The organism is Alkalimonas cellulosilytica, assembly GCF_036325985.1.
Taxonomy (GTDB): Bacteria; Pseudomonadota; Gammaproteobacteria; order Enterobacterales; family Alteromonadaceae; genus Alkalimonas; species Alkalimonas cellulosilytica.
The window spans coordinates 107,800-132,541 of record NZ_JAUHLI010000012.1 but is presented as its reverse complement, the minus strand read 5'-3'; the positions used below and the strand labels follow the sequence as shown (position 1 = coordinate 132,541).

Annotated in this window: 34 protein-coding genes and 1 riboswitch; of the genes, 16 read left to right on the top strand and 18 right to left on the bottom strand. The window is 53.1% G+C overall.

The features are described from left to right. Window positions 1-8: 8 nt before the first annotated feature. The gene (locus tag QWY20_RS13090; RefSeq protein ID WP_330129457.1) at window positions 9-389 is read left to right on the top strand and encodes a SirB2 family protein; all 381 of its coding nucleotides are present in this window, start codon (window positions 9-11) and stop codon (window positions 387-389) included. A gap of 64 nt (window positions 390-453) precedes the next feature. Here the strand turns inward: QWY20_RS13090 and QWY20_RS13085 are convergent, their stop codons facing one another. Continuing rightward, the gene (locus tag QWY20_RS13085; RefSeq protein ID WP_330129456.1) at window positions 454-1,731 is read right to left on the bottom strand and encodes a diguanylate cyclase; all 1,278 of its coding nucleotides are present in this window, start codon (window positions 1,729-1,731) and stop codon (window positions 454-456) included. 301 nt (window positions 1,732-2,032) lie between these two features. Here QWY20_RS13085 and QWY20_RS13080 point away from each other — a divergent pair, with 301 nt between their 5' ends. Genes QWY20_RS13080 through QWY20_RS13070 form a run of 3 tightly spaced genes read left to right on the top strand, consistent with a single transcriptional unit; the run spans window position 2,033 to window position 3,311 of the window. After that, entirely contained in the window at window positions 2,033-2,518 is a 486-nt protein-coding gene (locus QWY20_RS13080; protein ID WP_330129455.1) for a VOC family protein, read from the top strand. A 57-nt stretch (window positions 2,519-2,575) separates the two neighbouring features. Continuing rightward, window positions 2,576-2,941 carry a DUF2200 domain-containing protein gene (locus QWY20_RS13075; protein ID WP_330129454.1) on the top strand — a complete coding sequence of 122 codons (366 nt, stop codon included), beginning with the start codon at window positions 2,576-2,578 and terminating at the stop codon, window positions 2,939-2,941. A 49-nt stretch (window positions 2,942-2,990) separates the two neighbouring features. Then, complete coding sequence (locus QWY20_RS13070; protein ID WP_330129453.1) at window positions 2,991-3,311, top strand: antibiotic biosynthesis monooxygenase family protein; 321 nt, start codon at window positions 2,991-2,993, stop codon at window positions 3,309-3,311. 84 nt (window positions 3,312-3,395) lie between these two features. Here QWY20_RS13070 and QWY20_RS13065 read toward each other — a convergent pair whose 3' ends face one another. Beyond that, window positions 3,396-3,695 (bottom strand): type II toxin-antitoxin system RelE/ParE family toxin, encoded by a 300-nt coding sequence (locus tag QWY20_RS13065; protein WP_330129452.1) that lies wholly within the window; start codon window positions 3,693-3,695, stop codon window positions 3,396-3,398. Between the two features lie 8 nt (window positions 3,696-3,703). After that, on the bottom strand, window positions 3,704-3,946 hold the full coding sequence (locus QWY20_RS13060; RefSeq protein ID WP_305944605.1) for a type II toxin-antitoxin system Phd/YefM family antitoxin: 243 nt from the start codon (window positions 3,944-3,946) through the stop codon (window positions 3,704-3,706). Between the two features lie 405 nt (window positions 3,947-4,351). On the opposite strand from QWY20_RS13060, the gene QWY20_RS13055 reads away from it, so the two are divergent. Both QWY20_RS13055 and QWY20_RS13050 read left to right on the top strand, forming a co-directional pair. Further along, window positions 4,352-5,362, top strand: coding sequence for a DUF1852 domain-containing protein (locus QWY20_RS13055; RefSeq protein WP_330129490.1), 1,011 nt, complete (start codon window positions 4,352-4,354; stop codon window positions 5,360-5,362). Continuing rightward, the gene (locus tag QWY20_RS13050) at window positions 5,359-6,393 is read left to right on the top strand and encodes a methionine synthase (protein ID WP_330129451.1); all 1,035 of its coding nucleotides are present in this window, start codon (window positions 5,359-5,361) and stop codon (window positions 6,391-6,393) included. The genes QWY20_RS13055 and QWY20_RS13050 overlap by 4 nt, the downstream gene beginning before the upstream one ends. Before the next feature lie 58 nt (window positions 6,394-6,451). Here the strand turns inward: QWY20_RS13050 and QWY20_RS13045 are convergent, their stop codons facing one another. Together QWY20_RS13045 and QWY20_RS13040 are read right to left on the bottom strand one after the other, a co-directional pair. Beyond that, entirely contained in the window at window positions 6,452-7,447 is a 996-nt protein-coding gene (locus QWY20_RS13045; protein WP_330129450.1) for an SMP-30/gluconolactonase/LRE family protein, read from the bottom strand. Between the two features lie 152 nt (window positions 7,448-7,599). After that, window positions 7,600-9,057, bottom strand: a complete 1,458-nt coding sequence (locus QWY20_RS13040; RefSeq protein ID WP_330129449.1) for an RICIN domain-containing protein — start codon at window positions 9,055-9,057, stop codon at window positions 7,600-7,602. A 645-nt stretch (window positions 9,058-9,702) separates the two neighbouring features. On the opposite strand from QWY20_RS13040, the gene QWY20_RS13035 reads away from it, so the two are divergent. The 4 genes from QWY20_RS13035 (at window position 9,703) to QWY20_RS13020 (ending at window position 11,294) form a co-directional block, all read left to right on the top strand. Then, window positions 9,703-10,047 (top strand): thiol-disulfide oxidoreductase DCC family protein, encoded by a 345-nt coding sequence (locus QWY20_RS13035; RefSeq protein WP_330129448.1) that lies wholly within the window; start codon window positions 9,703-9,705, stop codon window positions 10,045-10,047. A gap of 10 nt (window positions 10,048-10,057) precedes the next feature. Continuing rightward, on the top strand, window positions 10,058-10,393 hold the full coding sequence (locus tag QWY20_RS13030) for a hypothetical protein (RefSeq protein WP_330129447.1): 336 nt from the start codon (window positions 10,058-10,060) through the stop codon (window positions 10,391-10,393). A 138-nt stretch (window positions 10,394-10,531) separates the two neighbouring features. Continuing rightward, the gene (locus QWY20_RS13025) at window positions 10,532-10,723 is read left to right on the top strand and encodes a hypothetical protein (protein ID WP_407935431.1); all 192 of its coding nucleotides are present in this window, start codon (window positions 10,532-10,534) and stop codon (window positions 10,721-10,723) included. 223 nt (window positions 10,724-10,946) lie between these two features. After that, window positions 10,947-11,294, top strand: a complete 348-nt coding sequence (locus QWY20_RS13020) for a hypothetical protein (protein ID WP_330129445.1) — start codon at window positions 10,947-10,949, stop codon at window positions 11,292-11,294. 46 nt (window positions 11,295-11,340) lie between these two features. Here QWY20_RS13020 and QWY20_RS13015 read toward each other — a convergent pair whose 3' ends face one another. Together QWY20_RS13015 and QWY20_RS13010 are read right to left on the bottom strand one after the other, a co-directional pair. Continuing rightward, window positions 11,341-11,760 (bottom strand): helix-turn-helix domain-containing protein, encoded by a 420-nt coding sequence (locus QWY20_RS13015; protein WP_330129444.1) that lies wholly within the window; start codon window positions 11,758-11,760, stop codon window positions 11,341-11,343. Window positions 11,761-11,770: 10 nt separating this feature from the next. Beyond that, window positions 11,771-12,079 (bottom strand): type II toxin-antitoxin system HigB family toxin, encoded by a 309-nt coding sequence (locus tag QWY20_RS13010; protein WP_330129443.1) that lies wholly within the window; start codon window positions 12,077-12,079, stop codon window positions 11,771-11,773. A 222-nt stretch (window positions 12,080-12,301) separates the two neighbouring features. Between QWY20_RS13010 and QWY20_RS13005 the strand changes: the two genes are divergently transcribed. From QWY20_RS13005 to QWY20_RS12995, 3 genes are all read left to right on the top strand, one after another. Beyond that, window positions 12,302-12,541, top strand: coding sequence for an addiction module protein (locus tag QWY20_RS13005; RefSeq protein WP_305944610.1), 240 nt, complete (start codon window positions 12,302-12,304; stop codon window positions 12,539-12,541). Then, on the top strand, window positions 12,538-12,837 hold the full coding sequence (locus tag QWY20_RS13000; protein ID WP_330129442.1) for a type II toxin-antitoxin system RelE/ParE family toxin: 300 nt from the start codon (window positions 12,538-12,540) through the stop codon (window positions 12,835-12,837). The genes QWY20_RS13005 and QWY20_RS13000 overlap by 4 nt, the downstream gene beginning before the upstream one ends. A 160-nt stretch (window positions 12,838-12,997) precedes the next feature. Next, window positions 12,998-14,161 (top strand): hypothetical protein, encoded by a 1,164-nt coding sequence (locus QWY20_RS12995; RefSeq protein ID WP_330129441.1) that lies wholly within the window; start codon window positions 12,998-13,000, stop codon window positions 14,159-14,161. A 171-nt stretch (window positions 14,162-14,332) separates the two neighbouring features. Here the strand turns inward: QWY20_RS12995 and modC are convergent, their stop codons facing one another. The 10 genes from modC to ytfE form a co-directional block, all read right to left on the bottom strand. Next, window positions 14,333-15,553, bottom strand: coding sequence for a molybdenum ABC transporter ATP-binding protein (modC, locus tag QWY20_RS12990; RefSeq protein ID WP_330129440.1), 1,221 nt, complete (start codon window positions 15,551-15,553; stop codon window positions 14,333-14,335). After that, window positions 15,550-16,251, bottom strand: a complete 702-nt coding sequence (gene modB, locus QWY20_RS12985; RefSeq protein WP_330129439.1) for a molybdate ABC transporter permease subunit — start codon at window positions 16,249-16,251, stop codon at window positions 15,550-15,552. Before modB ends, modC begins: the two co-directional genes overlap by 4 nt. Before the next feature lie 5 nt (window positions 16,252-16,256). Beyond that, window positions 16,257-17,015, bottom strand: a complete 759-nt coding sequence (modA, locus tag QWY20_RS12980) for a molybdate ABC transporter substrate-binding protein (RefSeq protein ID WP_330129438.1) — start codon at window positions 17,013-17,015, stop codon at window positions 16,257-16,259. A 3-nt stretch (window positions 17,016-17,018) separates the two neighbouring features. Beyond that, the gene (gene moaE, locus QWY20_RS12975; protein WP_330129437.1) at window positions 17,019-17,468 is read right to left on the bottom strand and encodes a molybdopterin synthase catalytic subunit MoaE; all 450 of its coding nucleotides are present in this window, start codon (window positions 17,466-17,468) and stop codon (window positions 17,019-17,021) included. 22 nt (window positions 17,469-17,490) lie between these two features. Further along, on the bottom strand, window positions 17,491-17,748 hold the full coding sequence (locus QWY20_RS12970) for a MoaD/ThiS family protein (protein WP_330129436.1): 258 nt from the start codon (window positions 17,746-17,748) through the stop codon (window positions 17,491-17,493). Then, window positions 17,745-18,278, bottom strand: coding sequence for a cyclic pyranopterin monophosphate synthase MoaC (gene moaC / locus QWY20_RS12965; RefSeq protein WP_330129435.1), 534 nt, complete (start codon window positions 18,276-18,278; stop codon window positions 17,745-17,747). Before moaC ends, QWY20_RS12970 begins: the two co-directional genes overlap by 4 nt. Beyond that, the gene (gene moaB, locus QWY20_RS12960; RefSeq protein WP_330129434.1) at window positions 18,278-18,820 is read right to left on the bottom strand and encodes a molybdenum cofactor biosynthesis protein B; all 543 of its coding nucleotides are present in this window, start codon (window positions 18,818-18,820) and stop codon (window positions 18,278-18,280) included. Before moaB ends, moaC begins: the two co-directional genes overlap by 1 nt. Then, window positions 18,813-19,397 carry a molybdenum cofactor guanylyltransferase gene (mobA, locus tag QWY20_RS12955; protein ID WP_330129433.1) on the bottom strand — a complete coding sequence of 195 codons (585 nt, stop codon included), beginning with the start codon at window positions 19,395-19,397 and terminating at the stop codon, window positions 18,813-18,815. Before mobA ends, moaB begins: the two co-directional genes overlap by 8 nt. Window positions 19,398-19,438: 41 nt before the next feature. Beyond that, window positions 19,439-20,410: a GTP 3',8-cyclase MoaA gene (gene moaA / locus QWY20_RS12950; RefSeq protein WP_330129432.1), complete on the bottom strand. Its 972-nt coding sequence runs from the start codon at window positions 20,408-20,410 to the stop codon at window positions 19,439-19,441. Further along, window positions 20,399-20,541: riboswitch (molybdenum cofactor riboswitch) on the bottom strand. Its footprint overlaps the gene before it by 12 nt. A 90-nt stretch (window positions 20,542-20,631) precedes the next feature. Then, complete coding sequence (ytfE, locus tag QWY20_RS12945; RefSeq protein WP_330129431.1) at window positions 20,632-21,312, bottom strand: iron-sulfur cluster repair protein YtfE; 681 nt, start codon at window positions 21,310-21,312, stop codon at window positions 20,632-20,634. Between the two features lie 161 nt (window positions 21,313-21,473). Between ytfE and norR the strand changes: the two genes are divergently transcribed. From norR to QWY20_RS12930, 3 genes are read left to right on the top strand one after another with little or no spacing between them, the layout of a single operon-like run. Then, window positions 21,474-23,087 carry a nitric oxide reductase transcriptional regulator NorR gene (gene norR, locus QWY20_RS12940; protein ID WP_330129430.1) on the top strand — a complete coding sequence of 538 codons (1,614 nt, stop codon included), beginning with the start codon at window positions 21,474-21,476 and terminating at the stop codon, window positions 23,085-23,087. Beyond that, complete coding sequence (locus QWY20_RS12935; protein WP_330129429.1) at window positions 23,084-23,509, top strand: YbaN family protein; 426 nt, start codon at window positions 23,084-23,086, stop codon at window positions 23,507-23,509. The genes norR and QWY20_RS12935 overlap by 4 nt, the downstream gene beginning before the upstream one ends. Next, window positions 23,493-24,281 carry a HesA/MoeB/ThiF family protein gene (locus QWY20_RS12930; RefSeq protein WP_330129428.1) on the top strand — a complete coding sequence of 263 codons (789 nt, stop codon included), beginning with the start codon at window positions 23,493-23,495 and terminating at the stop codon, window positions 24,279-24,281. The genes QWY20_RS12935 and QWY20_RS12930 overlap by 17 nt, the downstream gene beginning before the upstream one ends. 20 nt (window positions 24,282-24,301) lie before the next feature. Here the strand turns inward: QWY20_RS12930 and QWY20_RS12925 are convergent, their stop codons facing one another. After that, complete coding sequence (locus tag QWY20_RS12925) at window positions 24,302-24,703, bottom strand: putative zinc-binding protein (RefSeq protein WP_330129427.1); 402 nt, start codon at window positions 24,701-24,703, stop codon at window positions 24,302-24,304. Window positions 24,704-24,742: the final 39 nt, after the last annotated feature.

Sequence of the window (24,742 nt, the reverse complement as noted above, 5' to 3'; positions counted from 1 at the left end):
GGATCCCCATGGAATACTATGCTCCGATAAAACACCTGCATATGCTGTTTGCCTACCTGACGGCCTTGCTGTTTACTCTGCGCCTGGTGTTGGATGCCATTGGCAAGCCGGGCTGGCGGCAAACACCACTGCGCTTTATCCCCCATATCAACGATAGCCTACTGCTGCTCTTTGCACTCACGCTCTGGTTTATCGGCCCCTGGCAGTTGATGACGCACGGTTGGCTGGGGCTAAAAATTGTGCTGCTGGTGGGTTACATCGGTGCCGGTATGGTAGCGCTTAAGCCAGGTAAACCCAAAGGCGTGCGCATTGGCTTTGCGGTGCTGGCACTTGCGCTGTTGGGGGCTATTTTCCATCTGGCCAAAGCCAAGCCATTGTTGTTTGGCTAAGTATTTGTTTGGTTTGGTAATCACAAGCCGTGTTTAGGCGGTGAGCACTTTGTCCAGCCATTGACTAGCTTGCGCTCACCACCTGATTGCGACCATTCTGCTTGGCCTGATACAGCGCTTTATCTGCCCTGGCAAAGACTTCATCAAAGTACTCGGTTTGCGCCGGGTTCAGGCTGGTGACACCTATACTGACACTGGTAGCAACCCCTTCCGGTTTTAACTGGTGCAGCCGCTCACACAACTGCTGTGCTTGGGTGGTCGCAACGGCCAGGCTGCATTGATGTAGCAGCACCACGAACTCCTCGCCACCAAAACGGGCGATGCAATCCTGCTCGCTGAATTGTTCGCGTAAGGCTTCAGCAAGACGTTTTAATACTTTGTCACCCACATGATGGCCATGTTGATCATTCACTTGCTTAAAGTGGTCGATATCAATCACCAGCAGCGATAGTGGCAACTGCTGCTTGCTGGCTTCGGCAAACCGGCGTTTGGCGACTTCGCCCATAAAGTGGCGGTTGTACAGGCCGGTTAAATGATCCTTGGTCGCCAGTTCCAATAAACGTTGGCGTTCACGGGTGAGCTGATCGACCAGACGGTTGGCTGAAATCAGGTTGTTGATGCGGGCAAACAGTTCTTCATCCAGCACCGGTTTGGAGATGTAATCGTTGGCGCCGGATTGCAGCGCAAGAATACGGCGATTGATACTTTCCAGGCTGGTAACCGCCAGAATAGGCGTCTGCTGGAAACGGGCCTCAGAGCGTAGCTGCTTAATAAAATCAATGCCGGTCTCATTATCCTGCAGTACGATATCGGTCATGATCAGTTCGTATTTGTTGTGCTGCAGCAGTTCGAGTGCCTGCTTGATGGAAAAAGCATGATCCATCGAAAGACCCAATCGCTTTAGCTTGGCATCGGTAGCCTTGGCAACGGTTAAACTGTCTTCCAGGTACAGGGCCTTGCCACTGATGTTGTAGCGAAAAGGGCCTAGTGGAATTAAGCTATGCAAGGCTTCTTCCAGCCGGGGCAAGTCGTCCTTGCGAATAATGTCGGTGGCGCCAGCCGCTAACGCGGAGGACAGCAGCTCCGGGTTGGACTCGGAAGTGACAATGAATATCGGCAGGTCACTTGCCTGCTCGTCTGCCCGAACCTGTTGGCAGAATTCAATACCGGTCAGATCAGCCAGATACATGGCAACACAGACGAATTGAAAAGAATGTGCACGCATGGCCCGAAAACCTGCGGTAGCGGTATCCACAAAGCTAATATCAAAGTCATAGCTTTCCAGCATGCGGGACAAGATGCGCTGGTAAGTTGGACTGGGTTCTATAATCAAAGCGCGCATAACATTCCTTCGGCGGGTGGAGTGCTTTAAGTCTAACGCAGAATAGCCGGTGGTAAAAATAAAGTTGCCAGATTTTATACTATGGGAACAGAGGGCTTACCGCAGCCACTATCGAACAAAGGGTACAATGCTAGTGTGCAATTGAAAGCTATTCATTCGTAATTCGCTGAGGTATTGAGCCATGTATTGCAGCTTGTTTCTTACAGAAAAGCCGATTCTTTATTAGCGCTGTCGAATTCAGGCCAGCTCAGCCGACTAAGAAGTGCCATTTAGGGCAATAGCACAGACAGGAGAACGAAACATGACCACCCTTGTCAAGAATACCATCTGCCTTTGGTACGATAACGATGCTGAGGAAGCCGCACGTTTCTACGCCGAGACTTTCCCGGACTCGAGCATTAAAGCGGTGCACCGAGCGCCCGGTGATTACCCAGCGGGGAAAGAAGGGGATGTGCTCACCGTTGAGTTCACTGTACTCGGGGTTGCTTGCCTTGGGATGAATGGCGGGCCTGGCGTGAAGCACAGTGAAGCTTTTTCTTTTCAGCTTGCCACCGAGGATCAGCAAGAGACGGATCGTTACTGGAATGCCATAGTGGGCCATGGCGGCCAGGAGGTAGAGTGTGGTTGGTGCAAGGATAAATGGGGAATTTCCTGGCAAATTACGCCAGTCGCACTGACCAAAGCCTACACCAGCCCCGATCGCGCCGCCGCCAAGCGTGCTTTTAATGCGATGATGACGATGAAAAAAATCGACATTGCTGCCATAGAGGCTGCATTTCGCGGTTGATAGCAAGGACAAATCGGTCAACAATGGTCCAGATGCATTTGAATATGGGAGCTTGCTGTGACCACTACTCAAGAACATGACGAGCGCATGGCGCGGATGACTTTTAGTTCGGTCTATCCGCACTATGTCACCAAAGTTGAAAAGAAAGGGCGTACCCGGGAAGAGCTGCATCAGGTCATTGCCTGGCTGACCGGTTTTGATGACAAAGACCTGGAGCGCCTGATTGCGAGTGAGGCAACCTTTGAGCAATTCTTTGCTAAAGCCAAGCTCAACCCGAATGCCAGCCTAATCACTGGCACTATTTGCGGCTATCGCATTGAAGACATCGAGACCACCTTAACCAGGCAGGTCAGATACCTCGACAAACTGGTGGACGAACTTGCCAAAGGCCGTAAGATGGAAAAAATCTTACGAACGGCTTAGCTATATAGTCCAGGCCATCTTCCAACAGTCAAAGCCTGCAGGAGCAAGTATGAGCCACATCGCACCGACCCCAAAGCCGACTTATTATGCGGTGATTTTTACCTCAGTACGCACCGAGGGGGACCAAGACAACTATGCTGCGATGGCTGATAAAATGGTGCAACTTGCTGCAGAACAACCGGGCTTTCTCGGCATCGAGTCGGCCAGGGAGGGCATTGGTATTACTGTCTCCTACTGGCAAGACCTGGAATCCATCAAGCAATGGAAAGCAAATGCAGAGCACCTGCTTGCTCAAAAGCTTGGCCGCGAACAATGGTATCGCAGTTTTAAAACCAGAATTGCCAAAGTTGAGCGCGAATATGGGTTTTAAGCAAACTCATCACATTACTGCAATCAAATCGCAAATCAAGGGGAGTTTCCTTTTTGTCTTGGTTATCACAGAATCACTGCCATGCTATGCCAGGTGCTTTTGTGGCAGTTGTGGTTGCCCTAATACAGCCACGATCAGAATAAAACCGTCTTCTTTTGTGAAGTAGGCGGTATGTCTGCCAATCGGGAAATAGAATCCATTGGGGTAAATGTCGTTACAACTGCGCCCCAGTTGAGGATTATCGGCCAACATTTGAAAGCCAGACAGCAGACTTGCTTTGTATTTTAGCCACTGCGACTCAGAGAAATGCGTTAGGGTGTAATCTCTAATTGCACGCAAATGTGCCTGTGCCAGGCTGCTTAGCTGAAAGCTTTGCTGTTGCATCAATGGCTTTAGAGCGCGTTAAGAAAACTTTCGCCATCAACCACCTTGCCGTTGGCCAGGTCCTTCTTCGCAGCATCGAAGCATTGTTTCAAATACTCCGCCTTCATCGCCTCCAATGCTTCAAAATCATGAATAGACATCACCACCACAGCATCCTTACTGTTTTTGCTGATTTTAATCGGCTCCCGCTGCGCATTGAGTAGCAATTCGCCAAAATTCCGCTTTGCATCATTTGCGGTTAATGTTTGCATGGTAAAGCTCCATTGTTAACCACCCCTTGAAGTATAACGTATCGCACAAAGCGGTCAATACGCTTAAATCGTGCGATTGGTGCGGATGTCTGGCAGTGAGCATCTTTTAGTCTGTCTATCACATACTCTCCCAATAGCTACTTAGCACAAGCCCTATGCGTTTCAATTAGAGCTATGCAGCAAAGCAGTTGCTGAGAGGAGAATGGCACTATGAAAATTTTTCATACTGCACCTGAAATATCACCATTTTCCTTCCCCGGATTTTGCGCGTATAACACATCCATGGCTGCCGTTTAGATGTCCAGATGCCTAATTTGGCGTCGGATGTACTGGCAGCAAATGCATGCAACAGGCTTTGCCGTTCGTAAAGCAGCAGCCTAGGTAACAGACAACGGGGTAGCAAAGATTATGACTAACTTTACATTTAGCATTAAAAGCATCGCTTTTGACGAGCATTATCAGCCGGCCGACAATACCCGCATTACCACCAACTTTGCCAATTTGGCCAGAGGGGCCAGCCGTCAGCAGAATCTGCGCAAAACCCTGGCGATGATCGACCGCCGCTTTAATGCACTGGCACCCTGGGATAACCCCAATGCCGATCGCTATGCGGTGCAACTGGACATCATTTCCGTCGATATCCACATCGAAGGCAAAGCGCAGGGGTTTCCGGCCATAGAAGTGCTTAAAACCAGCATCATTGATCGCAAAACCAAGCAGCGGATTGAAGGCATTGTTGGCAACAACTTTTCGTCTTATGTGCGCGATTATGATTTCAGTGTGGTGTTACTGGAGCACAACAAAAACAGGCCCAATTTCAGCATTCCGGAAAACTTTGGCGATTTGCACGGCAAGCTGTTTCAGTGCTTTGTCAGCTCCAGCGAGTACCAGCAGCACTTTCGTAAGCCGCCGGTGATTTGCCTTAGCGTGTCCGACAACAAAACCTACCAGCGTACCAGGAATTGGCACCCTGTGTTGGGCGTGGAGTATCAGCCGGATGACAGCTCGCTGACCGAGCAGTACTTCAAAAAGATGGGCTTGCATGTGCGCTACTTTATGCCGGCTCAAAGCGCCGCGCCGCTGGCGTTTTATTTCTTTGGCGACTTGCTCAATGATTACAGCAATCTGGAGCTGATTGGCACCATCAGCACCATGGAAACCTTTCAAAAAATCTACCGGCCGGAAATTTACAGTGCCCATACTGCGGCAGGGGAGCGCTATCAGCCCAATCTGAAAAACCCAGACCATGCGCAAACCGACATCGTCTACGATCGGGAAGAGCGCAGCCGGCTGGCGGTGGAGCAGGGCCGGTTTGCCCAGGAGCACTTTATCAAACCGCACCAGCAGCTGCTGGAACAATGGGCTGCTCAGTACCCTTTGCTTGAAACGTTAACTGAAGAGCGGGCGATTGCATGATGAACAGACTACTTCCTACCTCCACCGCCGGCAGCTTGCCCAAACCATCCTGGCTGGCTGAGCCTGAAACCCTGTGGTCGCCCTGGAAATTGCAGGGCCAGGAGTTAACCGATGGCAAACAGGATGCGCTGCGCCTGGCGCTGCACGAGCAGCAACAGGCCGGGCTGGATATTGTCAGCGATGGCGAGCAATCTCGCCAACACTTTGTCACCACCTTTATTGAGCACCTGGATGGCGTGGACTTTGCCAAACGCGAAATCATGCGTATTCGCAATCGTTACGAAGCCAGCGTCCCCTCAGTGGTCGGCGCGGTCAGCCGGCAAAAACCGGTCTTTGTGGAGGATGCGCGTTTTTTACGCCAGCAAACCAAACAACCGATCAAATGGGCGCTGCCGGGCCCGATGACCATGATCGACACCCTGTACGATGGCCACTACAAAAGCCGCGAGCAACTGGCCTTTGAGTTTGCCAAAATTCTCAACCAGGAAGCCAAAGAGTTGGTGGCGGCCGGGGTGGATATTATTCAGTTCGACGAGCCGGCTTTTAATGTATTTTTCGACGAAGTGAATGACTGGGGCATTGCTGCCTTAGAGCAGGCGATAGCCGGTCTTGACTGCGAAACCGCTGTGCATATTTGCTATGGCTACGGCATCAAGGCCAATACCGACTGGAAGCAAACGCTGGGCTCGGAATGGCGCCAGTACGAGGCTGTGTTTCCAAAACTTCGGGATTCCTCCATCGATATCATCTCGCTGGAGTGCCACAACTCGCGGGTGCCGATGGACTTGCTGAAGCTTATTCGCGGCAAAAAAGTGATGGTAGGTGCCATCGATGTGGCAAACCACAGCATTGAAACCCCGGAGGAGGTCGCCGCCACGCTGCGCCAGGCGCTGCAGTTTGTTGATGCCGACAAGCTCTACCCATGCACCAACTGCGGCATGGCGCCACTGCCGCGCCCCATTGCACGGGGTAAGCTTCAGGCTTTAACGGCAGGGGCTGCTATGGTGCGTGGCGAGCTCGCGAGCAGCTAAGCGCGCGGTTTATGCAGTGAAAAGGATAAAGCTCAGCACTTTATCCTTTTTTTCTATCTCAAGGTTCCAGTGGAATACGCAATAAATACTGGCTGGCGGTAATGTACAGCCAGCTGTTATCGGCATTCAGAGCCACATTTGCCGCTGCTACCCCGGTTTGAATGGTCCCCAGGTGTTCACCCTCTGGCGAAAGCAGCCAAACCCCACCAGGCCCGGTCGCCAGTAACACACCGGATGGCAGCACCTTTAAACCATCTGGCAAGCCACTGGCTGTTTTGGTGTGTGCTGTGGCATCGAAAAACAGCTCCCCCTTGCCCAAACGGCCGTCCTGATGCACCGGGTAGCGCCACCACTGGGCGGCATCAGGATCTGAGTTGGCCAGATAGAGCCATTGTTCATCCGGCGAAAATGCCAGGCCATTAGGCCTGGTTAAATCTGTGATCAGCAAGGTCACCGAGCCGTCTGCATCAAGCCGGTAAACACCATTGACGCTTTGCTGCTTTTCAGCGGATGCATCGCCGCCTTTTAAGCCGTAGGGGGGATCGGTAAAGTAATAGGCACCACTGCTGTGCTGCACCAGATCATTCGGGCTGTTAAAGGCTTTGCCCTGATACTGGCTGACCAGGGTTTGATACTGCGGTGGCTGCGTGGTCGCATCCAGCAACACCGCCAGGCGGCGATCGCCATGCTGGGCCAACACCAGCTGATTATCGGCATTAAAAATCAGGCCGTTGGCACCTTCCTGCAGTTGATTGTCCGGGTACAGGCCAGTATAGCCGGAAGGCTGCAAATACACCGATAAACCATCGGTGTCACTCCAGCGGTACAGGGTATTTTGCGGTACGTCGGTAAAGAGCACATCGCCGCTATCCGGCTCCACCACAGGCCCCTCTGACCAGCGAAACCCTTCCGCCAACAATTGCAGCTGAGCATCTGCAGCAATGATCTGCTGCAACTGAGGTGTGTTGGCGACGACCGGCCGCTCTGGCCAGGGCAACGACTTGGCCAGGGCCGGGCCAGCAACTAACAGCAGCATCACAGCAAAAGTGCGCATAAAAAAATCCACCAAAGAGTAAGTGCTTTCAGGCTACCACTGCTGCTCAGCTAAATAAATGTTCAAATGGCTTGATTGGGCCGGTTGGTTATCTCAGTGCGCATGACCGGGCCTGGCAGAGTAGTCAGGCCCGGAAGGAAGTGTGCTATCACTTACTGACGCAGCAATTCAAACATCTGGTTCAGCTCCCCAGGTAAGCAGTCCCATTGCAGCAGGTTCGCGCCATTTTGTTGCTGGTTGCCATCGATATCCAGGCATTTGCTGCTGTTACGATTGACTAGACGCCAGCGGCCATTGCCTGCAACCTGAAAGCGGAACTGTTGGTTATGGCCACCATGATACTGCCAAAGCATAGCATTGGCGCCACTTGCGTTAGCTGCGGCATTGATATCGATGGCTTTATCAGGGGCATTCATTGGCGAAATGCGGTGGAAATCGCCATCCACGGGCGTAATGCGCCACTTTTGGCAGTTGTTGTTCAGCCAGTCCCATTGCTGAATATTGCTGCCATTGCTTTGCTGGCACTGATTGACATCCAGCGCCTTGCCACTGTGAACTGGTACGATACGGTAGATGCCATCGATAATGCTGTTGTTTTGCCCGCCACCTGACGGAGGAGTCCCAACCGGGGTGCAGCCGGTAACATGAATGCTGGAACCCTGAGTGCGGACCAACTGGCAATTTGGTCGTCCATTATTGACGGTCCCACTAAGCACATGGGTGCTGTGCGCATCTTCCAAAAAGATACCGTGTGAGTTGGTATTCGCAATATCCACGTAGTTGATCCTGGTATCATGGCTGCCGGTGACACTGAAAAAGCCCCGGCCGGAAAAGCGGGAGTACACGCTGTTTACCCGGATATTCGGGCCATTGTTATTGGCTACCCGAAAGGTTGCGTAACCGCCATGCTGATTGTTGTAGTAACCTACCACATTGCCAACAGTACCATCCCGGGAATTGTTCAGCAGCAGGCCACTGCCGCCATTATTGGTGACGGTTACATCACCAATGCTAAAGCCTTCCACCCCATAGGTTTCAATACCATGACCACGGGCACCATTGATATTAATGGTGCCAGCTATGGTCAGGTTGCGTGCAGGGCCTGTCGAGGCATCAACCCGGATCCCCAAACCAACCGGGGTGTCTTTTGTCAGATCCATGGTGATATTTTCCAAAGTGACATCAGAGCAGCCCCGAAACCAGATGCCGTAGCGCGGATTGCCGACAATGTGTACATTCCGGACGGTGATGCCATGGCGCCGATCACAATAAATAGGTACCACCAGTTCGCCACCATTGGCAGTGATGCGGTGGCCATGGAAATTTAATGTTTGATTGGCTTGCGGGCGAATCGAGTAAATGGCTCCACCATCCGGGCCACTGTCACCAGAGTTTCGAATGTTAATGGTACCAGCCCCCATGTTATTGGCTGCTGCATTCACGGCATCAAAAAAGCGGTTGCCCTGATAGACGGTTACACCATCTACTCTGGTCCACCAACTGCCATTGGTGCGGGTGACTTCGGCATCTGCAAAGGCCGCTTCACTTAACAGTAACAGCGCGGCTAGCATTAGCCCCGTAATAAAACTGGGTTGTCTATGTTTACACATCGGTTTTTTCCTATTTTGTGATGTTGAGTTAACTATAATGCCCCAAATAAATTACCTTAGAATGAGGTTGGCTTAAATCATCGTTTTCGGTAAATTTAGCCATTAATTTGTGTTTTTTGCGGATTTTAGCTGCTAAACGTAACCTATTCGATACGCGACTGTAGCCGTGAGCTAAGCTAAAGCGTGAGGTTTCTCTGAACCTGGTGGGGTATGTAACTGCCAGCGGGCTCATTGCTTTATGGTGGCAGAAAGGGCACCTGATGTTATCTAGCCAAATGCTTTGTTGTAGGCCCGGTTTTAACCCGTTCCAAGTTATGGCATGCAGCTGTTGCCGTGCAGTGGCTGTAATGTGCGGGCGCAATTGCGCGATTTAAGGATTTTCGCTTTGCCAGTTCTGTGTTTTGTTGCGTCGGCCTGGCCTGCCGCCAGCAATCAAGATACGGCCACAAACAACAGCATCACGGCAAAAGCGCGCATAAAAAGTTCCTTGGTTGTTTTTGTTGGTCTGATCCAGTGTTAACAGCATAAACCTTAGCATAATACGAAGGTCAGGCAGCAATTCAGATTAAACACATTGATCGATAAGACGCGTAAGCCGTAATTGTTGCAAGAGTCGTTAGCTAACAGCGAAATGGAGTCTTAGCGATGCAAAAACTGTTTTTTGATGGCAGCTGCGCTTTATGCCGGCGTGAAATTAACTGGCTGGCTCCCAAACTAAAGCCGCACCTAGAGCTTGTCGATATCAGCGCCGACGATTTTAGCGGCTTTGCCGGGGTGACTAAATCGGCCATGATGCAACAACTACATCTGTGGCGGCATGACCACTTTCTGATTGGCATCGATGCCAGCCTCTACTACTGGCAATTGGCCGGACATACCCGATTGGTGGCGCTGTTACGGCTGCCACCTTGCTATTGGCTGGCCAGCAAAGCCTATGCTTATTGGGCTTCCAAGCGCAGCCATTGCACTGGCGGCGATTGCGCGCTTTAAGGCAGTAAAGATGTCACCACCAAGAATGCGCCAGCGCAATGTCAGCAAAGCTTCAGCCGCTACCGATCAGCATATTTTGCGGTTACACAGTGCCATGGCCGAAAAGCTGCTGGCCGAGCCCTGGCGTATCAGCGGTATCCGTCAGACTCTGGAGCAGCGCTATCAGGCCGGGCAGATAAAGCACGGCGGCTACATTCACTGGCACAGTATTTTAGATTGCATTGACCAGCCGGATGTATTTCGCACCGCACTGCTGGATAATGGCGAGCGGATGATAAAACTGCGCCGCCGCACTGTGTTGGTGGGCATACTCACCGAGCAAGAGCGCATGGCGCTGCTTGGCTAATCTTTTTTGCTCATTGCATCTGATGGGTAGTTCAAGGGTTCAAGTTAAGGCCTGACCTCATGAGCTCTGATTTTCAAAATTGACTGTATCGCAAATGAGATACATGCTGTCAGGGATAAAGATAACCGGAGAATTGTGATGGCAGATACGTCGATGCTGCACGTCCGTGTAGATAGGCAATTGAAAACTGACGCGGCAGACTCAACTGCAGACGCTGTCTGGTTCGGGGCCAAGGTTCATGAGGCTTTGGCAGATACTCAGCCACCAGCTAACCACGAACAAGTGATGGATGAGGTGCAGGCGTTGATCGACAGGAAACGTCGTGCCTGAAGTTGTGTGGCTGCCTGGCCTTGACCTTGCTGGAACAGCGCACCGAAAAACACCTCACCCCAGCCGGGCGTGAACAGGCGTTTGGTTTATTTTCGTTTTGTTCGTAGTGGTTAGCAGTGTTGAGAAATTGGTACTTTAGGTGGGCTACTTTCACTGTGATATATTACTTAGTAATAAATGGTTAATTAAGTGATGAATGTCAAAAAATGGTGAATGCTAACTGATGGAAAGCAAAATGCCGAATTTACCACACAAAAATCAGATCACTTTTCGGTGGATATTAGATCATGTACCTTTGAGTTGGTGGATGATCGTTTTCACATCACTTATGGGAGTTTTTTCTGCTGGTTTTATGACCGCAAAGCTAACACTCAATACTCTCGATGGGGATATCCTTGATAAAATTTCTGCTAAAGAAAGATTACAATCGGATATTCAAAACCTTGAATCAAAAAAAGCATCACTTAACACGCAGATAATTATTTTAGAGGTCAAAAGAGATGGTCTGGAGATGACAACTGAAGAGAGAAAGGAAAGGTTAAGGTCAAGAATAAACTTGAGCCAAGATTAAATAATAACTTTCGCCTTATGCGCCTTTAATTGCGACTGCAACGATACTAAACAAACATCGCCGCAGGCACTCCAAAGCGCTTGGATAACGCGCGGATATGGCCAAGCGTAAGTGAGCGCTTGCCGCTGAGAATTTGTGATACCAACGATTTACCGCCTATCTCTTGCTGAAAATCACTTTGGGTCAGGCTGTGTTGGTCGATCAGCAGCCGAAGCATGGCGATGCCAGGGTCTAATTCCTCTATCCGTTGATTAAACGTTTTAAAGCGCTCGGCGGTTTCTTCGTACTCCTGCAGCACCGGAAACAGCAACTCAATCAGCACCTGATTCGCATCGTAGTCCTCAACCAGCTCATCCATTAACGCCAGCAGTTCATCGTACTGCTGATCAGAACGGATCCCTTGCACCCAAGGCATAACCTGAGTGATTTGCTGTGATAAGGATTTCATTGCCTGAACATCTAACATAATCGGCTCCTTAACTCTTGCTTCGGTACTGTGCTGTGATTCGGTCGTATTCTTTGTGGGTAACAATATGCTTGATAAAGCACTTGCCACCAACAAACTCCAAAAAAACTATCAACCGCAACTTATTGCCACCAATGTCAATCACGTACCACTTATCAACGTACTTAAAGTTATCCAGCGATGGAAACACCTGCCGTAACTCTTCTGGGGTCTTTGCATCGCTGCGCTTAAGCGCTTTAAAGGTGGCATCCAGTGCATCGGCACAATTCGGGTATAACAACTTGGCCGTTTCAAACGGTTCACGTTTCACTACGTGCATGCATCACATCCATTGTGCTCAATTGTATGGTTTACTAATTGTGAACTAAAGCTAGTATAGATCACGGTTCACAAATAGTAAACGGACATTAATCCAAGGCCATCACCTTAATCTGAGGATACACTAGCTGGAAAACTAAAGTGTTCAGTGCATTCGGATAGTGGAGTAAGACCGGAGCAAAGTGTAAACTTGCCAAAGAGATAATTCGCGAATGAGGTATTTATGTTGCCTGCTACTGAGCTGATTGAATCTGAGGCACTTTCGCTGCCGGTTTCAGAGCGTGCAGAATTGATAGTGCATCTGCTGGATAGTTTAGAGCCTCGCCCAAAGATTGCTCCTGCCCAAGTGGAAAAAGCCTGGGTGCATGAGGCCAATCGGCGATACCAGTCCTACCTGCAGGGAGAGGAGGAATCCTATTCTGCTGACGAGGTTTTTGCTGATTTACGGGCGGATGACGATTGAAGCCTATTCGGTTTTTGGCATCTGCCCGTGAAGATATTCGTCAGGAAAAGTCGCGTTACCGCTCTATCCATCCCGAGCTGGCCCGCAGGTTTCAAGCTGCAATCGAGGCCGCAACAGCACTTATCGCTGAGCAACCACTTGCCATGCAAGAGTTGGACTTTTCTGTCAGGCGTTGGCCTCTGGAAACTTTCCCTCATGGTGTACTGTATCGGGTTGAGGAAAAATATGTACTTGTTTTGGCAGTATTTCATCCGAGTCGGGAACCTGAAAAATGGCATCTGCGAGTCCGCACATAGCTTGTCGCTCTAAAGCTTCAGGCTTAGCCGTTTCTAGAAAGTCCCTTTAGGGAAAGGGCTAGTGGTGCTCAAAGCGACGCTGAGTAATTTGATGAGCTAAATGGTCAAAGTCAAGACTTGACCCCGTTGGCTTTTCGTTGGCTTTTGATAAGGAACTATAATGAGCGATGAACAAGGAAACTCAAGAATTCTAAATGCTGAAGAGTTAAGGGCTGATATGCTTTCAAACATTTTCGGTAATCAACCACTTTACGGGCTAGATGAAGAATACGCTTTTTTCTACGACGAGACCAACAATGTACGCAAATTTTGGATTAGAGATGATGGTTTCAATGAGAATCCGAAGAACTTTGTTTTAGGTGGAATTGTTCACAAAAAATCTAAGCCATTAGATGGGATCGAGGAGTTGGTATCATCGTTGTATATCCAGAAATCAGCCAAGGAAATTAAATTTAACCAACTTGCTACGGGAAGTTATCTAGGAGTACTAAACTCCAAGAAAATAATGACGCTTTTGGAATGGTTGATTGCAAAAGGGGTTTTCATTCATTATACCAACTTCAATATTCTTTACTGGTCATTGGTGGACATAGTTGATTCCTTATGGGAAGCTCCAGAGCTGCGCCAGTATATGCCATACGTGATGCACATTAAGGGAGAATTATTCAACCTTGCCAATACAGATTTAGATAGTTTAGCCACACTTCTAAAGAAGTACCGGTTTCCGAATGTTCAGCGAAGCGAAAGTTATTCTTTCATGATAGAGTTTTCTAATCTTCTTGAATCAGTAGTAAAAGTACCACAATCTGACATCAGCGAGCTAGTGATTAACATGATTCGTAGAGGAGCAAAACTGACTGAGTTGCCTTTCAGTTCAGATAATGAAGACGATGTGCTAGTTGATGGTTTTGATATTTTATTTCAGCGGCCTATTTATATTTACCCGAACAGCTCTCACACATTCGACAATGAAACTGAAGTTCAAGATGCTCTTGGAAATACGCAGTTCGAATTTAAAGGGAGACTCGTAGAATATAGCTTTGTTGATTCACTTGAATGCTTAGAGGTTCAACTATCAGACGGCATCTGTGGCTTACTAGGTAGCCACTTCAATTTCTTGGAAGATCATTCAGTAGAAGAGCTGATCGTTATCAAAGAAAATCTTAATCCAGCTCAGCGTAAAACCCTTTCCCTACTCAGAGAGCTGATTGATATCTCGGACGCACAAAGCAATGGTTTCTGCCACCGAATATCGCCAATGGATAGCGATTACAAGAATGATTTTTTTCTACATGACCGCCCGTTACCAGAACATCTGGTTTGATTACCGGGTCAGGCCGTGCTGATCGATCTGACATGAGGGGTCAGGGTCAAGTCTTGACTATTGCGAACTTGGTTTGATTAGACTGAATTTTAACCAGAGTTTGAGGAGCAAATAATAGTTAATCATTATTTCTGTCTGGCACCTTTACCGCCTTAACAGATCTAGTTGCCATCAATCCAAAGCCACAGCCTTAATCTGCGCATAAACCTGTTGTCCAACCTGCAACCCCAGCCGCTCAACCGATTGCTGTGTCAGCAGCGCCTGCAAAGGCTGGCCGGCGAGGTCGAGTTGTACCAGAGTTTCGGCTGGGTGGGGGGCTGGGTGAAAGCCGGTGATGGTAACTGTTAGTTGATTACTGACCGAGCTGTCCTGGATTGGTTTAGTGCTTAGCGCGACGTCGCGGGCCTGGATGCGTAGGCGGTAGTTGGGTTGGGTAAATTGCGGTGCTGGCAATTGCAGCTGCTGCTGGCCGATGCTAAGCGTTAGCAGATGCGCTTTGCTGGCACTATAGCTGGCGTGCAGCAGCGATAAAGCGCCGCTGGCGGCGAGTTCGGGGCGGAGCAATTGCTGCGGCAGCGGGCCCTGGCTGTGGATGCGGCCGTGTTGCATCAGCACCAGTTGATCGGCCAGTTTGACCACATCGTCCAGCTGATGGCTGACCAGCAGCATCGGTATGCCGGTTTCACAGGCGATGCGCTGCAAAAAGGGCAGAATGTCGTTGCGGCTTTGCTGATCCAAGGACGCCAGCGGCTCATCGAGCAGCAACAATTGCGGCTGGCTTAGCAGCGCCCGCCCAAGCGCCACCCGCTGGCGCTGACCGCCGGACAATTGCTCTGGCCTTTGGCTAAGCAGTGGCGTCAGTTCCAGCAGGGCGATGACTTGTTCTGGCTTGAGTGAAATGGGCTGCCTGGCGCTGAGACGCTGGTAGCCATACAGCAGATTTTGCTGCACCGATAAATGCGGCAGCAAGCTGCTTTCCTGAAACACCATGCCAATACGGCGCTGATGCACCGGTAAGAAATAGCTATCCTGCTGCCAGCTGGTGCTGCCAAAGCGAATATGGGCACTGGCATGGCGATCCAGCCCGGCAATAGCGCGCAGCAAGCTGGTTTTGCCACAGCCAGAGCGGCCAAACAGAGCGGTAATGCCTTTAAGTGGCAGAGTATCGTTTAGTTGCAGGCAAAAATCACCGCGCTTGACTGTGCAGTGAAGGCGAAGAGTGACCGCTTCAGGCTGATTTTGCCGATGGGTGCTGCACTGGCCTGTGCTAATGACAGTGCTAGCGGCTGCGCTATTGGCAGAGCTGGTGTTGCCAAAGCGCTGCCAGCGCCAGCTAAGCCTGTGCCAGAAGCTGAGTTTAACGTCTGTGCGGGAAAGGCTATGGTCGGTCATGTCAGTGGCCCCCGGTCCAAGCGCTTATTCAGGCCATAGACAATAAAGAGCACGACAAAGGCGGCAATCAGCAGGCCGAGCGACAGCTGATGCGCCTGGCTGTAGTTCATTGCTTCGGTGTGATCGTAAATCAGCACCGACAGCACCTGGGTTTCACCCGGTATGCTGCCACCCAGCATTAAAATCACGCCAAACTCGCCCAGCGTATGGGCAAAGGTCAGGGTGGCGGCGACGATAAAACCACCGCGGCACAGCGGCAGCACCACGCTAAACAACTGATCCAGTTTACCGGCCCCAAGCGTCTGCGCCACTTCCAGCGGCCTTGACCCCATGCGGCGAAAGCTCTCCAGCAGCGGCTGCACGGTAAAGGGCAGTGAGTAAATCACCGAGCCAATCAAAATGCCGGGAAAGCTAAACGCCAGATGCTGAAACCCAAGCCGCTCCAAAGTGCCGCCAACAGCGCCCTCTGGGCCAAGCAGCAGCAACAGATAAAAGCCCAGTACTGTGGGTGGCAGCACCAGCGGCAAGGCCACCAGCGCTTGAATGGCGGTGCGTAGCCGACACTGACCACGGCTCTGGCCCTGAGCCAGCCACCAGGCCAGCGGGGTGCCCAGCAACAATAAAATCAGCGTGGTGTACAAACACAGCTTCAGCGTCAGTTGGATGGCTTGCCAGTCGTGTGCAGTGAGTTCGATCATTACTCTTACTCCACGCGCCTGGTCGGCAGCTCGAAACCGTAGTGCGCAAGAATGGAACGTGCCTCGCTGCTTTGCATAAAGGCCGCAAAGCGATGCGCACTGGCGTTGTTGGCACCATGGCGGGTCACGCTGTAAGCCTGGGTCAGTGGCTGGTGCAAATCGCTTGGGATCAGCTGATAACCATGGCGGGCAAGCTGTGGAAAACGAGCCAGCGACAGCGCAATAATGGCCACTTCGGCCGCGCCGCTTTGCGCCATCTGGGCGGTTTGGGCAATGTTTTCGCCATACACCAGCTTAGGTTCCAGTGCATCCCACAAGCCAAGGGCCTGCAAAGCTTCTTTGGCGCGCAGGCCATAGGGTGCATGCGCCGGTTGGGCGATGGCGAGGCGGCGAAAGCTGAGTGCATTGAGCTGCGACAAGGTGACTTCAGTCAGATCCAGCCGCGGGCTCCACAGCACGATGCGGCCTATCGCATAGAGCTCTGGCGCTGTGCTGACATGGCCTTCGGCATAGAGCTGTTCAGGGAACTGAATGTCGGCCGAAAAAAACAAGTCAAAGGGCGCGCCATGGCGGATTTGGGTGCTGATTTTGCCCGACGAGCCGTAGCTGACGCGGATCCGCGCCTTGGGGTGTTCGCTTTGGTACAGCGCGATGATCTCATCCAGCGCATAGCGCAGATCGGAAGCGGCTGCGATGGTCACTGGCTCCGAGGCCCTGACCGGCAGCATACAGAGCAACAAACTGAAGACCCAAAGAATACGCATCGGTTACCCCCAGCGCTCGGCGGCATCCTGATCGCTTGTTTTGGCCGCGACCCAGGTATCACCCTGAGCGGTGCATTCTTTTTTCCAGAACGGCGCCCGGGTTTTCAGGTAGTCCATCACAAACTGCGCGGCGGCAAAGGCAGCGGCGCGGTGGGCACTGGCGACCCCAACAAAGACAATTTGCTCATTCGGTGTTAACGCGCCGATGCGGTGAATGATCCGTACTGCGCCCAGTTGCCAGCGCTGCTGCGCCTCCCTGGCGATAGCGTGCAGCGCCTGCTCGGTCATACCGGGGTAATGCTCCAGCGTCATCTGCTGCAAATCGCCGCTGCTTAGCTCCCGCACCAAACCGGTAAAGGTTACTACAGCGCCGCAACGGCAGTCCTTGCTCAGCAACTGGTACTGAGTGCCAACGCAAAAATCCTCGCTTTGTACCTGCACAAAAATGCTCATGCTTGCCTCCGCTTCTGCGTCATCAACCACCGGTGACCGGCGGGAAAAACGCCAGTTCATCACCGGGGTTAACCCTGGTGTGCAGTGGGCACAGCTGTTGGTTCACCGCGCACAGCAAGTCTTGCCGGCTTAGCTCCTGCTGCCAGTCGGCAGAGCGGCTTTGCAGATGTTGTAAGACCGCAGCGGCACTGGCATCGCGTTCAAAACTGCTGCTGTCGAGCTCCAGCGCCGCGGTATTTAACCGCTCGCGCAGTGCTGCAAAGAAAAGGACTTTGATCATAAGGCTGCTCCTTCAATGGGCCGTTGCCACAAGCCATGTTTGCCACCGGTTTTTTGCTGCAATTGGATCGGGCCAATCACCATGGCCGGATCGACCGCTTTGCACATATCGTAAATGTTCAGTGCTGCCACCGAAGCCGCGGTCAGGGCCTCCATTTCCACCCCGGTCTGGCTTTGCACCCGGCACAGGCTTTGGATAAAAATCTGGCCACTTGCGGCATTGAGTTCAAAATCGATGCTGACTTTGGACAGCGGCAATGGATGGCACAGTGGGATCACATCGCTGGTCTTTTTTGCCGCCATAATGCCGGCAATGCGGGCGGTGGCCAGCACATCGCCTTTTTTTACCAGCGCCTGCTCAATCAGCGCAATCACATCCGGCCGGGTTTGCACGCTGGCACTGGCAATCGCCTCGCGCATGCTGCTGGCTTTGCCGGAAACATCCACCATCAGTGCGCTGCCATCGGCATTCACATGGGTGAGCTGGGTTTCTTTGCTTGGGTTTTCTTTGTTTGGGTTTTCTGCAGACATCAGGCAATTCCTTCACAGCCAGTTGCTGTGCTGTTTTTAAGATGAGGCACAAAATTACAGGGGCCGGTGGCAGCATTAAGCTGCGGTTCGATCAACTGTTGCCAGGCCAGTTCACAGGCCGAGCCAGAGCCTGGCATGGCAAAGATCAGCGTCTGGTTGGCAAGGCCAGCGCAGGCACGCGATTGCACACTGGCACTGCCAATGCGTTGAAACGACAACTGGCGAAACAGCTCGCCAAAGCCATCGATGGGTTGATCAAACAGCGGCGTTAGCGCTTCGACGGTGCAATTGCCGGCGGCAAAGCCGGTACCGCCATTGACCAGCACCACCTGAATTGCCGGGCTGGCGATCCACTGGCTGATTTGGGCGCGCAGCTGATAACGATTGTTTGGCAGCAGTGCCCGCTCAGGCACCTGATGGCCAGCTTGCTCTGCCAGATGCTGCAGCAAATCGCCGCTGCTGTCATTGGCGCGGCTGCGGCTATCGGAAACCGTGAGAATGGCCAGTTGCAGTGATTGAAAAATACGGGGGGCTTTAGCCATGGCAAGACTCCTTCGAAGCCAACTGCTGGGCCTGCTGCCAGTCGGCCGGGGTATTGGTATTGCTCAGTGCGGCGACATGGCTGGGCTCACAGCTTTCCACGCCAATGGCACTAAGCAGCGCCTGCACCGAGCGATTGCTATGGGGCCTTGACAGCACCTGCTGCAAGTATCGGTGCACCGACAGCGTGTTGGGCAACACACAGGGCAGGGCATGGCCGGCAAAGCACACCGCTTTACGGGTATTTGTGGATACCAGTTGCTGAATGTCGCTGACGCTGAGCAGCGGCGTATCAATAGCCAAAACCAGCACCCGATCGCGGCGGCAGCGGTTTAAGCCGGCTTCGATGCCGGCCAGCGGCCCGGCTTTGGCAAAGCGATCGGCAATAAAGCCCGAGGCATTGCGACTGACGAACACGTCTGAGGCACCAGCCTCCAGCGCCAGCGCTCGCATGTACTGCCACAGCGGTTGGCCTTGCCAGTTTAGTTCGGCTTTATCGGTGCCCATGCGGCTGGATTTACCACCGGCCAGCAGGATGGCATCAAAGGGCATGGGCGTTGTTTTTTGCGGTACGGACATCAAAATCACCTCCAGCTAGCTACCAATCTCAACCGCCAATCTCAGCCACCAATCATGGCCAAATGACGGGTTGAGCCGCTGTTGCCCTGATGCAGCTCGTGGCTTGCGGCCTTGCCCAGCACCGCGCGCTGCAGGTAGTGCATCAAGGGCTCGGGGTTATCGTCTTGCAACAAGTGGCGCAGGTTCTGGTGCTGCTTGGTAAACAGGCACAAAAACAGCTGGCCACGGCTGGACACCCGCAGCCGGTTGCAGTCGGCGCAAAAATCCTTGCTGTAGGGCATGATCAGGCCAATCTGGCCCTGATAATCCGGGTGGCTGTACTCCAGCGCCGGGCCGGCGCTGCGGCCTTTGGCTTCGAGCTGCCAGCCTTGGTTCAGCAATTGCTGCTGAATGCTGGCACCGCTTAAATGTTGCTGTTGATAGTAGCTTTGATTGTCGTTGGTGCGCATCAGCTCGATAAAGCGCAGCGAGACGGCTTTATCGCGGACAAACTCCAGAAAATCGGGCAGTTGCAGCGCATTGTGCTGGCGCAGCAGCACGGTATTGAGCTTGACTTTGCCAATGCCGGCAGCCATGGCCTGATCGATGCCAGCAAGAATGGCTGGCAGGCGGTTCTCACCGGTCACCAGATGAAAGGTAGCCGCATCCAGGCTATCGACGCTGACATTGATGGCATCCAGCCCAGCCTGTTGCCAGCTGCTCAGATCGCGCTGCAGCCGGTAGCCGTTGGTGGTCAGCGCTACCTGCTCAATGCCGTCGGTTTGTTTGCAGGCAGCGATGATGTCGGTTAAATCTTTACGCAGTGACGGCTCACCGCCGGTGATACGCACCTTGCGGGTGCCGAGCAGGGCAAAGGCTTTGACCAGACGTTTGATTTCCGGTAGCGTCAGCTCGTCCTTGCGGGAGCTGCAATCCGGCCCGTCGGGCAGGCAGTAGCTGCAACGAAAATTGCAGCTTTCGGTAATGGACAGCCGCAAATAGGTAAAACGGCGCGCATAAGCGTCGATCAGCATAATTCACCTTTCCAAATCGGGAGGTAGGGCCGTTTCCCGCCATACCCGGTGGCCTGATTGCCACGGCATGCTGTTCATGGCTTGCTGCGTGCAGAAGCGGTAGAGCCAGCAGCTCGGTGTGTTTTCTGTGTAAAGCTTAAGAGGTTTCGCCCGGCATTGTTATTGCTCTGAAGGAAGGGGAATGCTACCTACAGAGAGGTAGCCGCTCCTGAAATTAGCTGCTACTGGCAGCTGCCACAGCAGAGGCCATCGCCATGGCTGGGTTGCATAAATAAAATCTCGTTTTCCAGCAAAATGTGCTCCATCAGATCCTCTTTTAATTCGCGCAGCCCCAGATACAGGGCGGTCCAGGTGTTGCAGGCACCCGGCGGCAGGCGAATGCCATCGGTCAGGCTATCCAGTTTTTCCAGTTCATCGCCGTGCTGCAAGTGCTCCTGTTGCATCACATGGATGGGGCCGGCCGGGTAGATGCCCTGGCGCAGCATCGGAAACAGGATTTGCTCTTCTTTTTGCATATGGCTTTCCAGCTCCTGCAGCATCGCATCCAGCTGATCGGCCAGGCCGGTCGGGCAGTCCGGGCTGTCGCCATGCACGTGTTCAACCCGGCGCGCCAGCCGGATCAATTCCGGCAGCTGCTGACGGTGTTTGTCGTGGTAGCGCTGCAAAATGTAGTCAATCAGCTCATGGGCCGGGGCTTGTCGCCAGTCTTTTGCCAGTGGCTTTTGCTGCAGCGCCTCCAAAGCTGCCAGTACCGGGCCGGTTTCCAGGCCACGCTTGTGCAGAGCTTCGGCCAGACTTTGCTGTCCGCCGCAGCAAAAATCCAGTTTGTACTGATGAAACACCCGGGTGGCACCACTGATTTGGGTGGCCAGTTTGCCAAGGGGTTGGGTTAGTAATTGCATGGGTACTCCTGCTATCGATTGGGTTGTCAGCTTGCTATGTGCTACTTGCTAAGAGCAAGCGCCATGCCAGCAACTACCACCTTTGATTCCTATAGCTTTTCTTAAGCGCATGGTATATTTCACCCAGTTCATAATGGTTTTATTTACCCTAAGTGGTGAACATGACGGTATTACCAACCATCTTACTGGCCGATCTGGTGACCGAGTTGCCGGCACCGGTCCGGCTGCAGCGGCTGGTCAGCAATCTGATGGCTGAGTTTGGCGGCGGCGCTGTGGTGTTGCTCCAAAAGCAGCAGGATTATTTGAAGCCGGTGGCGATGCAAGGGCTGGCTCGCGAAGCGCTGGGCCGGCACTTTGTGGTGGCGCATCATCCAAGGTTAGCGACCATTATGGCCAGCCGGCAACCGGTTCGGTTTGCACCGGACTCCAGCCTGGCCGATCCCTACGATGGTTTGCTGGACGCCCAGCCGGAGCAGCCCTTGGCGGTGCATGATTGCATGGGCATGAGCCTGTACCTCGAAGGAGAATGCTGGGGCGCCATTACCCTGGATGCGCTGGAAGCCGGCACCTTTGATGCGGCCAGTGAAGCACGTCTGCAGCACTACAGCTTTTTGATTGAGGCCATAATCCGGCTGTGCCGGCTGGAGCGGGACAACCGAGTGCTGCGGCAAAGCCGCAGCGACAGCGAACCCAGACTTGTCGCCAGCCAGGCCGACAGCGGCATTATTGGCCAGAGCAAAGCGCTGCAGCAGGTGTTGCGACAGCTCGATGTGGTGGCCGACTCCGAGCTGCCGGTACTGCTGCTGGGGGAAACCGGTACCGGCAAAGAGCTCTTTGCCAGACGTTTGCACCAGTTATCTCCCCGCAGCAAAAAGCCGCTGGTGTACATCAACTGCGCGGCCTTGCCGGAAACCCTGGCCGAGAGTGAGCTGTTTGGTCATGTCAAAGGGGCGTTTTCCGGTGCTGGCCAGGACAGGGCCGGGCGTTTTGAGGCTGCCGATGGTGGCACCTTGTTTTTGGATGAAGTGGGCGAGTTGCCACTATCCATTCAGGCCAAACTGCTGCGGGTGCTGCAAAACGGCGAGGTGCAGCGCCTTGGCACCGATAAGCCCTGCCAGGTCAATGTCCGTATTGTCGCTGCCACCAACCGTCAACTGGCTGAGCGGGTGCAGCAAGGCGAATTTCGGGCCGACCTGTACCACCGGCTGTCGGTTTATCCATTGCCTATTCCGCCACTGCGCGAGCGTGAGCTGGATATTTTGCTGTTGGCCGGTCATTTTCTGGAGCAAAACCGGGTGCGGCTGGGGTTTCGCAGTCTGCGCTTTGCGCCGGAGGCGGAGCAATTACTGCTGCAGTACCACTGGCCGGGCAATGTGCGGGAGCTGGAGCATGTGCTGAGCCGGGCAGCCATTCAGGCGCTCAGTCAGGGCGCCAGCCGACAAGACATTGTGACGCTGCAGGCCGACTGGTTGGGGCTGGCTGATACTCAGCAAACCGCCGCCACCGCGCTAACAGAGGTGGCAGCTCCAGCCGACTTGAACGGTTTAACGCCGAAACAAACAGTCTTGAACGGTTTAACACTAGAACAAACAGTCTTGAACGGTTTAACACTGAAACAAGCACTACAATGCACCCAGCGCCAGCTGATTCAGGCAGCTTTGCAGCAGCATCAGCAGTGCTGGGCCGATGCGGCCCGCAGCTTAGGGGTGGATGCCAGCAATTTGCACAAACTGGCGCAAAAGCTGGGCCTGAAAGCGAACCGGGGGCAGCCATGAGTACTGCAAAAGCCTGGCATTCGCTAAAGGTATTGCTTTGGCGCTTGCTGGCTATTAAAGCCTTGCTGCTGGGGCTGCTTGGGATCCCATTGCCAGGCCTGCCCACGGTGCCTTTTTTATTGCTGTCGGCCTGGGCTGCGGGCAAAGGCTGGCCGGCGCTGGAGCTGTGGCTGCTGCAGCACCCGCGTTATGGGCCGCCTATTTTAGCCTGGCGTCAGCACGGCGCTGTGTCGCGCCGTGCCAAATGGCTGGCCAGTCTGATGATGACTGGCTCGGTGCTGCTGCTGTGGTTTTCGGCGGCGCCTGTGCTGTTAAAAATTATCCTGCCTCTGTTTTTAGCCGCTGTAGCCACCTGGTTATGGTTGCGGCCAGAGCCGGTATCGGTCAATCCGATGGAGAACCCCCATGACCAAAGCACGTAGAGAAGCGCTTAAAGAACTGACCACCGCACAAAGCCTGCGCTACAGCCGCCACCTGATGCTGCCGGCGATGGATTTTGCCGGCCAGGAAGCCTTGCTGGCCTCGCGGGTTTTGCAAATTGGTGTCGGCGGCCTGGGCTGCGCGGCGGCACCGTATCTGGTTGCCAGCGGCATCGGCGCTTTAACCCTGGTGGATGATGATAGGATTGACAGCAGCAATCTGCAGCGGCAGATCCTATTTCGTGAAAGTGATTTGGGCCAGTTTAAAGCCGAGGTGGCGCTGCGTCATCTCAGCGGTATGAACCCGGATACGGAGCTGAGTGCTCTTACCCGGCGACTGGAGCAACAGGAGCTTCAGCAGATGCTGGCCGATTACGATTTGGTGCTCGATTGCAGCGACAACCTGAGTACCCGCAATGCCATCAATGCAGCCTGCTTTGCTACGGGCACGCCGCTGGTATCCGGTGCGGCCATCCGGCTGGAAGGCCAGGTGATCAGTTTCCCGATGGATGGCAAACACGCCTGCTATCAGTGCTTAAGCCAGTTGTTTGGCGAGCAGCAACTCAGCTGCATGGAGTCGGGCGTGTTATCACCTTTGGTGGGCGTGATTGGCAGCATGCAGGCGCTGGAAGCGATTAAGATCCTGGCCGGTGTGGGCGAGCCTGGCTATGGCCGCTTGCACTTGTTTGATGCGCTGCAAGGGCAGTGGCAGTCGTTTCAGCTACCGGCGGATCCCCATTGCGCGGTCTGTGGCCAGGGGGCTAGTGCCGGTTAGGGCTAAGCTGCTGGCCCGGATCAGGCTTTAGCATCAACAGCCAGCTGTGGCAGCACTTCGGTTTGCACCTGATGCAACAAGCGATAGGCATCGGTCATGCTGCAGTCGTCATGATCTTTTTTCTTGTAGCCTAAACTGGTTAGCTCCAGATGATAGGTCGGTACTATGTCGTGCTGCGCCAGGGTTTGGCGCACGCAATTGAGCGGGCAACCATCAATGGCCAGGATTGGCCGGCCGGATTGCGCTACTTTGAGCAACTGTTTGACATGGCCGCCCACTCCGGCAATGCAGGACATCTGGGCCAGCCCCTCACGATCCAGCACTACGGCCAGATCATTGGCCAACTGGGCGACATTGGAGCAGCCGGAGCAGGCATAGACCAAAGGTTTTTCTTCTGAAGATGTTGGTAAAGCCGGGTTCATAATCAGTACCTGTTTTCATCGATGAAGATCCTCAGTCTA

Coding starts and splice junctions, on each gene's coding strand:
- moaB (WP_330129434.1), bottom strand. CDS start 18,820: ATGGCTAAAGCCCCCCGTATTTTTCAATCACTGCAACTGGCCATTCTC.
- mobA (WP_330129433.1), bottom strand. CDS start 19,397: ATGTCCGTACCGCAAAAAACAACGCCCATGCCCTTTGATGCCATCCTG.
- modA (WP_330129438.1), bottom strand. CDS start 17,015: ATGCGTATTCTTTGGGTCTTCAGTTTGTTGCTCTGTATGCTGCCGGTC.
- ytfE (WP_330129431.1), bottom strand. CDS start 21,312: ATGCAATTACTAACCCAACCCCTTGGCAAACTGGCCACCCAAATCAGT.
- QWY20_RS13050 (WP_330129451.1), top strand. CDS start 5,359: ATGATGAACAGACTACTTCCTACCTCCACCGCCGGCAGCTTGCCCAAA.
- QWY20_RS13025 (WP_407935431.1), top strand. CDS start 10,532: ATGGCAGATACGTCGATGCTGCACGTCCGTGTAGATAGGCAATTGAAA.
- QWY20_RS13065 (WP_330129452.1), bottom strand. CDS start 3,695: ATGCAACAGCAAAGCTTTCAGCTAAGCAGCCTGGCACAGGCACATTTG.
- QWY20_RS12970 (WP_330129436.1), bottom strand. CDS start 17,748: ATGATCAAAGTCCTTTTCTTTGCAGCACTGCGCGAGCGGTTAAATACC.
- QWY20_RS13070 (WP_330129453.1), top strand. CDS start 2,991: ATGAGCCACATCGCACCGACCCCAAAGCCGACTTATTATGCGGTGATT.
- moaC (WP_330129435.1), bottom strand. CDS start 18,278: ATGTCTGCAGAAAACCCAAACAAAGAAAACCCAAGCAAAGAAACCCAG.
- QWY20_RS13085 (WP_330129456.1), bottom strand. CDS start 1,731: ATGCGCGCTTTGATTATAGAACCCAGTCCAACTTACCAGCGCATCTTG.
- moaE (WP_330129437.1), bottom strand. CDS start 17,468: ATGAGCATTTTTGTGCAGGTACAAAGCGAGGATTTTTGCGTTGGCACT.
- QWY20_RS13010 (WP_330129443.1), bottom strand. CDS start 12,079: ATGCACGTAGTGAAACGTGAACCGTTTGAAACGGCCAAGTTGTTATAC.
- QWY20_RS13035 (WP_330129448.1), top strand. CDS start 9,703: ATGCAAAAACTGTTTTTTGATGGCAGCTGCGCTTTATGCCGGCGTGAA.
- QWY20_RS13090 (WP_330129457.1), top strand. CDS start 9: ATGGAATACTATGCTCCGATAAAACACCTGCATATGCTGTTTGCCTAC.
- QWY20_RS13040 (WP_330129449.1), bottom strand. CDS start 9,057: ATGTGTAAACATAGACAACCCAGTTTTATTACGGGGCTAATGCTAGCC.
- QWY20_RS13015 (WP_330129444.1), bottom strand. CDS start 11,760: ATGTTAGATGTTCAGGCAATGAAATCCTTATCACAGCAAATCACTCAG.
- QWY20_RS12930 (WP_330129428.1), top strand. CDS start 23,493: ATGACCAAAGCACGTAGAGAAGCGCTTAAAGAACTGACCACCGCACAA.
- QWY20_RS13030 (WP_330129447.1), top strand. CDS start 10,058: ATGTCACCACCAAGAATGCGCCAGCGCAATGTCAGCAAAGCTTCAGCC.
- moaA (WP_330129432.1), bottom strand. CDS start 20,410: ATGCTGATCGACGCTTATGCGCGCCGTTTTACCTATTTGCGGCTGTCC.
- QWY20_RS13045 (WP_330129450.1), bottom strand. CDS start 7,447: ATGCGCACTTTTGCTGTGATGCTGCTGTTAGTTGCTGGCCCGGCCCTG.
- QWY20_RS13005 (WP_305944610.1), top strand. CDS start 12,302: ATGTTGCCTGCTACTGAGCTGATTGAATCTGAGGCACTTTCGCTGCCG.
- QWY20_RS13020 (WP_330129445.1), top strand. CDS start 10,947: ATGGAAAGCAAAATGCCGAATTTACCACACAAAAATCAGATCACTTTT.
- modB (WP_330129439.1), bottom strand. CDS start 16,251: ATGATCGAACTCACTGCACACGACTGGCAAGCCATCCAACTGACGCTG.
- QWY20_RS12935 (WP_330129429.1), top strand. CDS start 23,084: ATGAGTACTGCAAAAGCCTGGCATTCGCTAAAGGTATTGCTTTGGCGC.
- QWY20_RS13060 (WP_305944605.1), bottom strand. CDS start 3,946: ATGCAAACATTAACCGCAAATGATGCAAAGCGGAATTTTGGCGAATTG.
- modC (WP_330129440.1), bottom strand. CDS start 15,553: ATGACCGACCATAGCCTTTCCCGCACAGACGTTAAACTCAGCTTCTGG.
- QWY20_RS12925 (WP_330129427.1), bottom strand. CDS start 24,703: ATGAACCCGGCTTTACCAACATCTTCAGAAGAAAAACCTTTGGTCTAT.
- norR (WP_330129430.1), top strand. CDS start 21,474: ATGACGGTATTACCAACCATCTTACTGGCCGATCTGGTGACCGAGTTG.
- QWY20_RS12995 (WP_330129441.1), top strand. CDS start 12,998: ATGAGCGATGAACAAGGAAACTCAAGAATTCTAAATGCTGAAGAGTTA.
- QWY20_RS13080 (WP_330129455.1), top strand. CDS start 2,033: ATGACCACCCTTGTCAAGAATACCATCTGCCTTTGGTACGATAACGAT.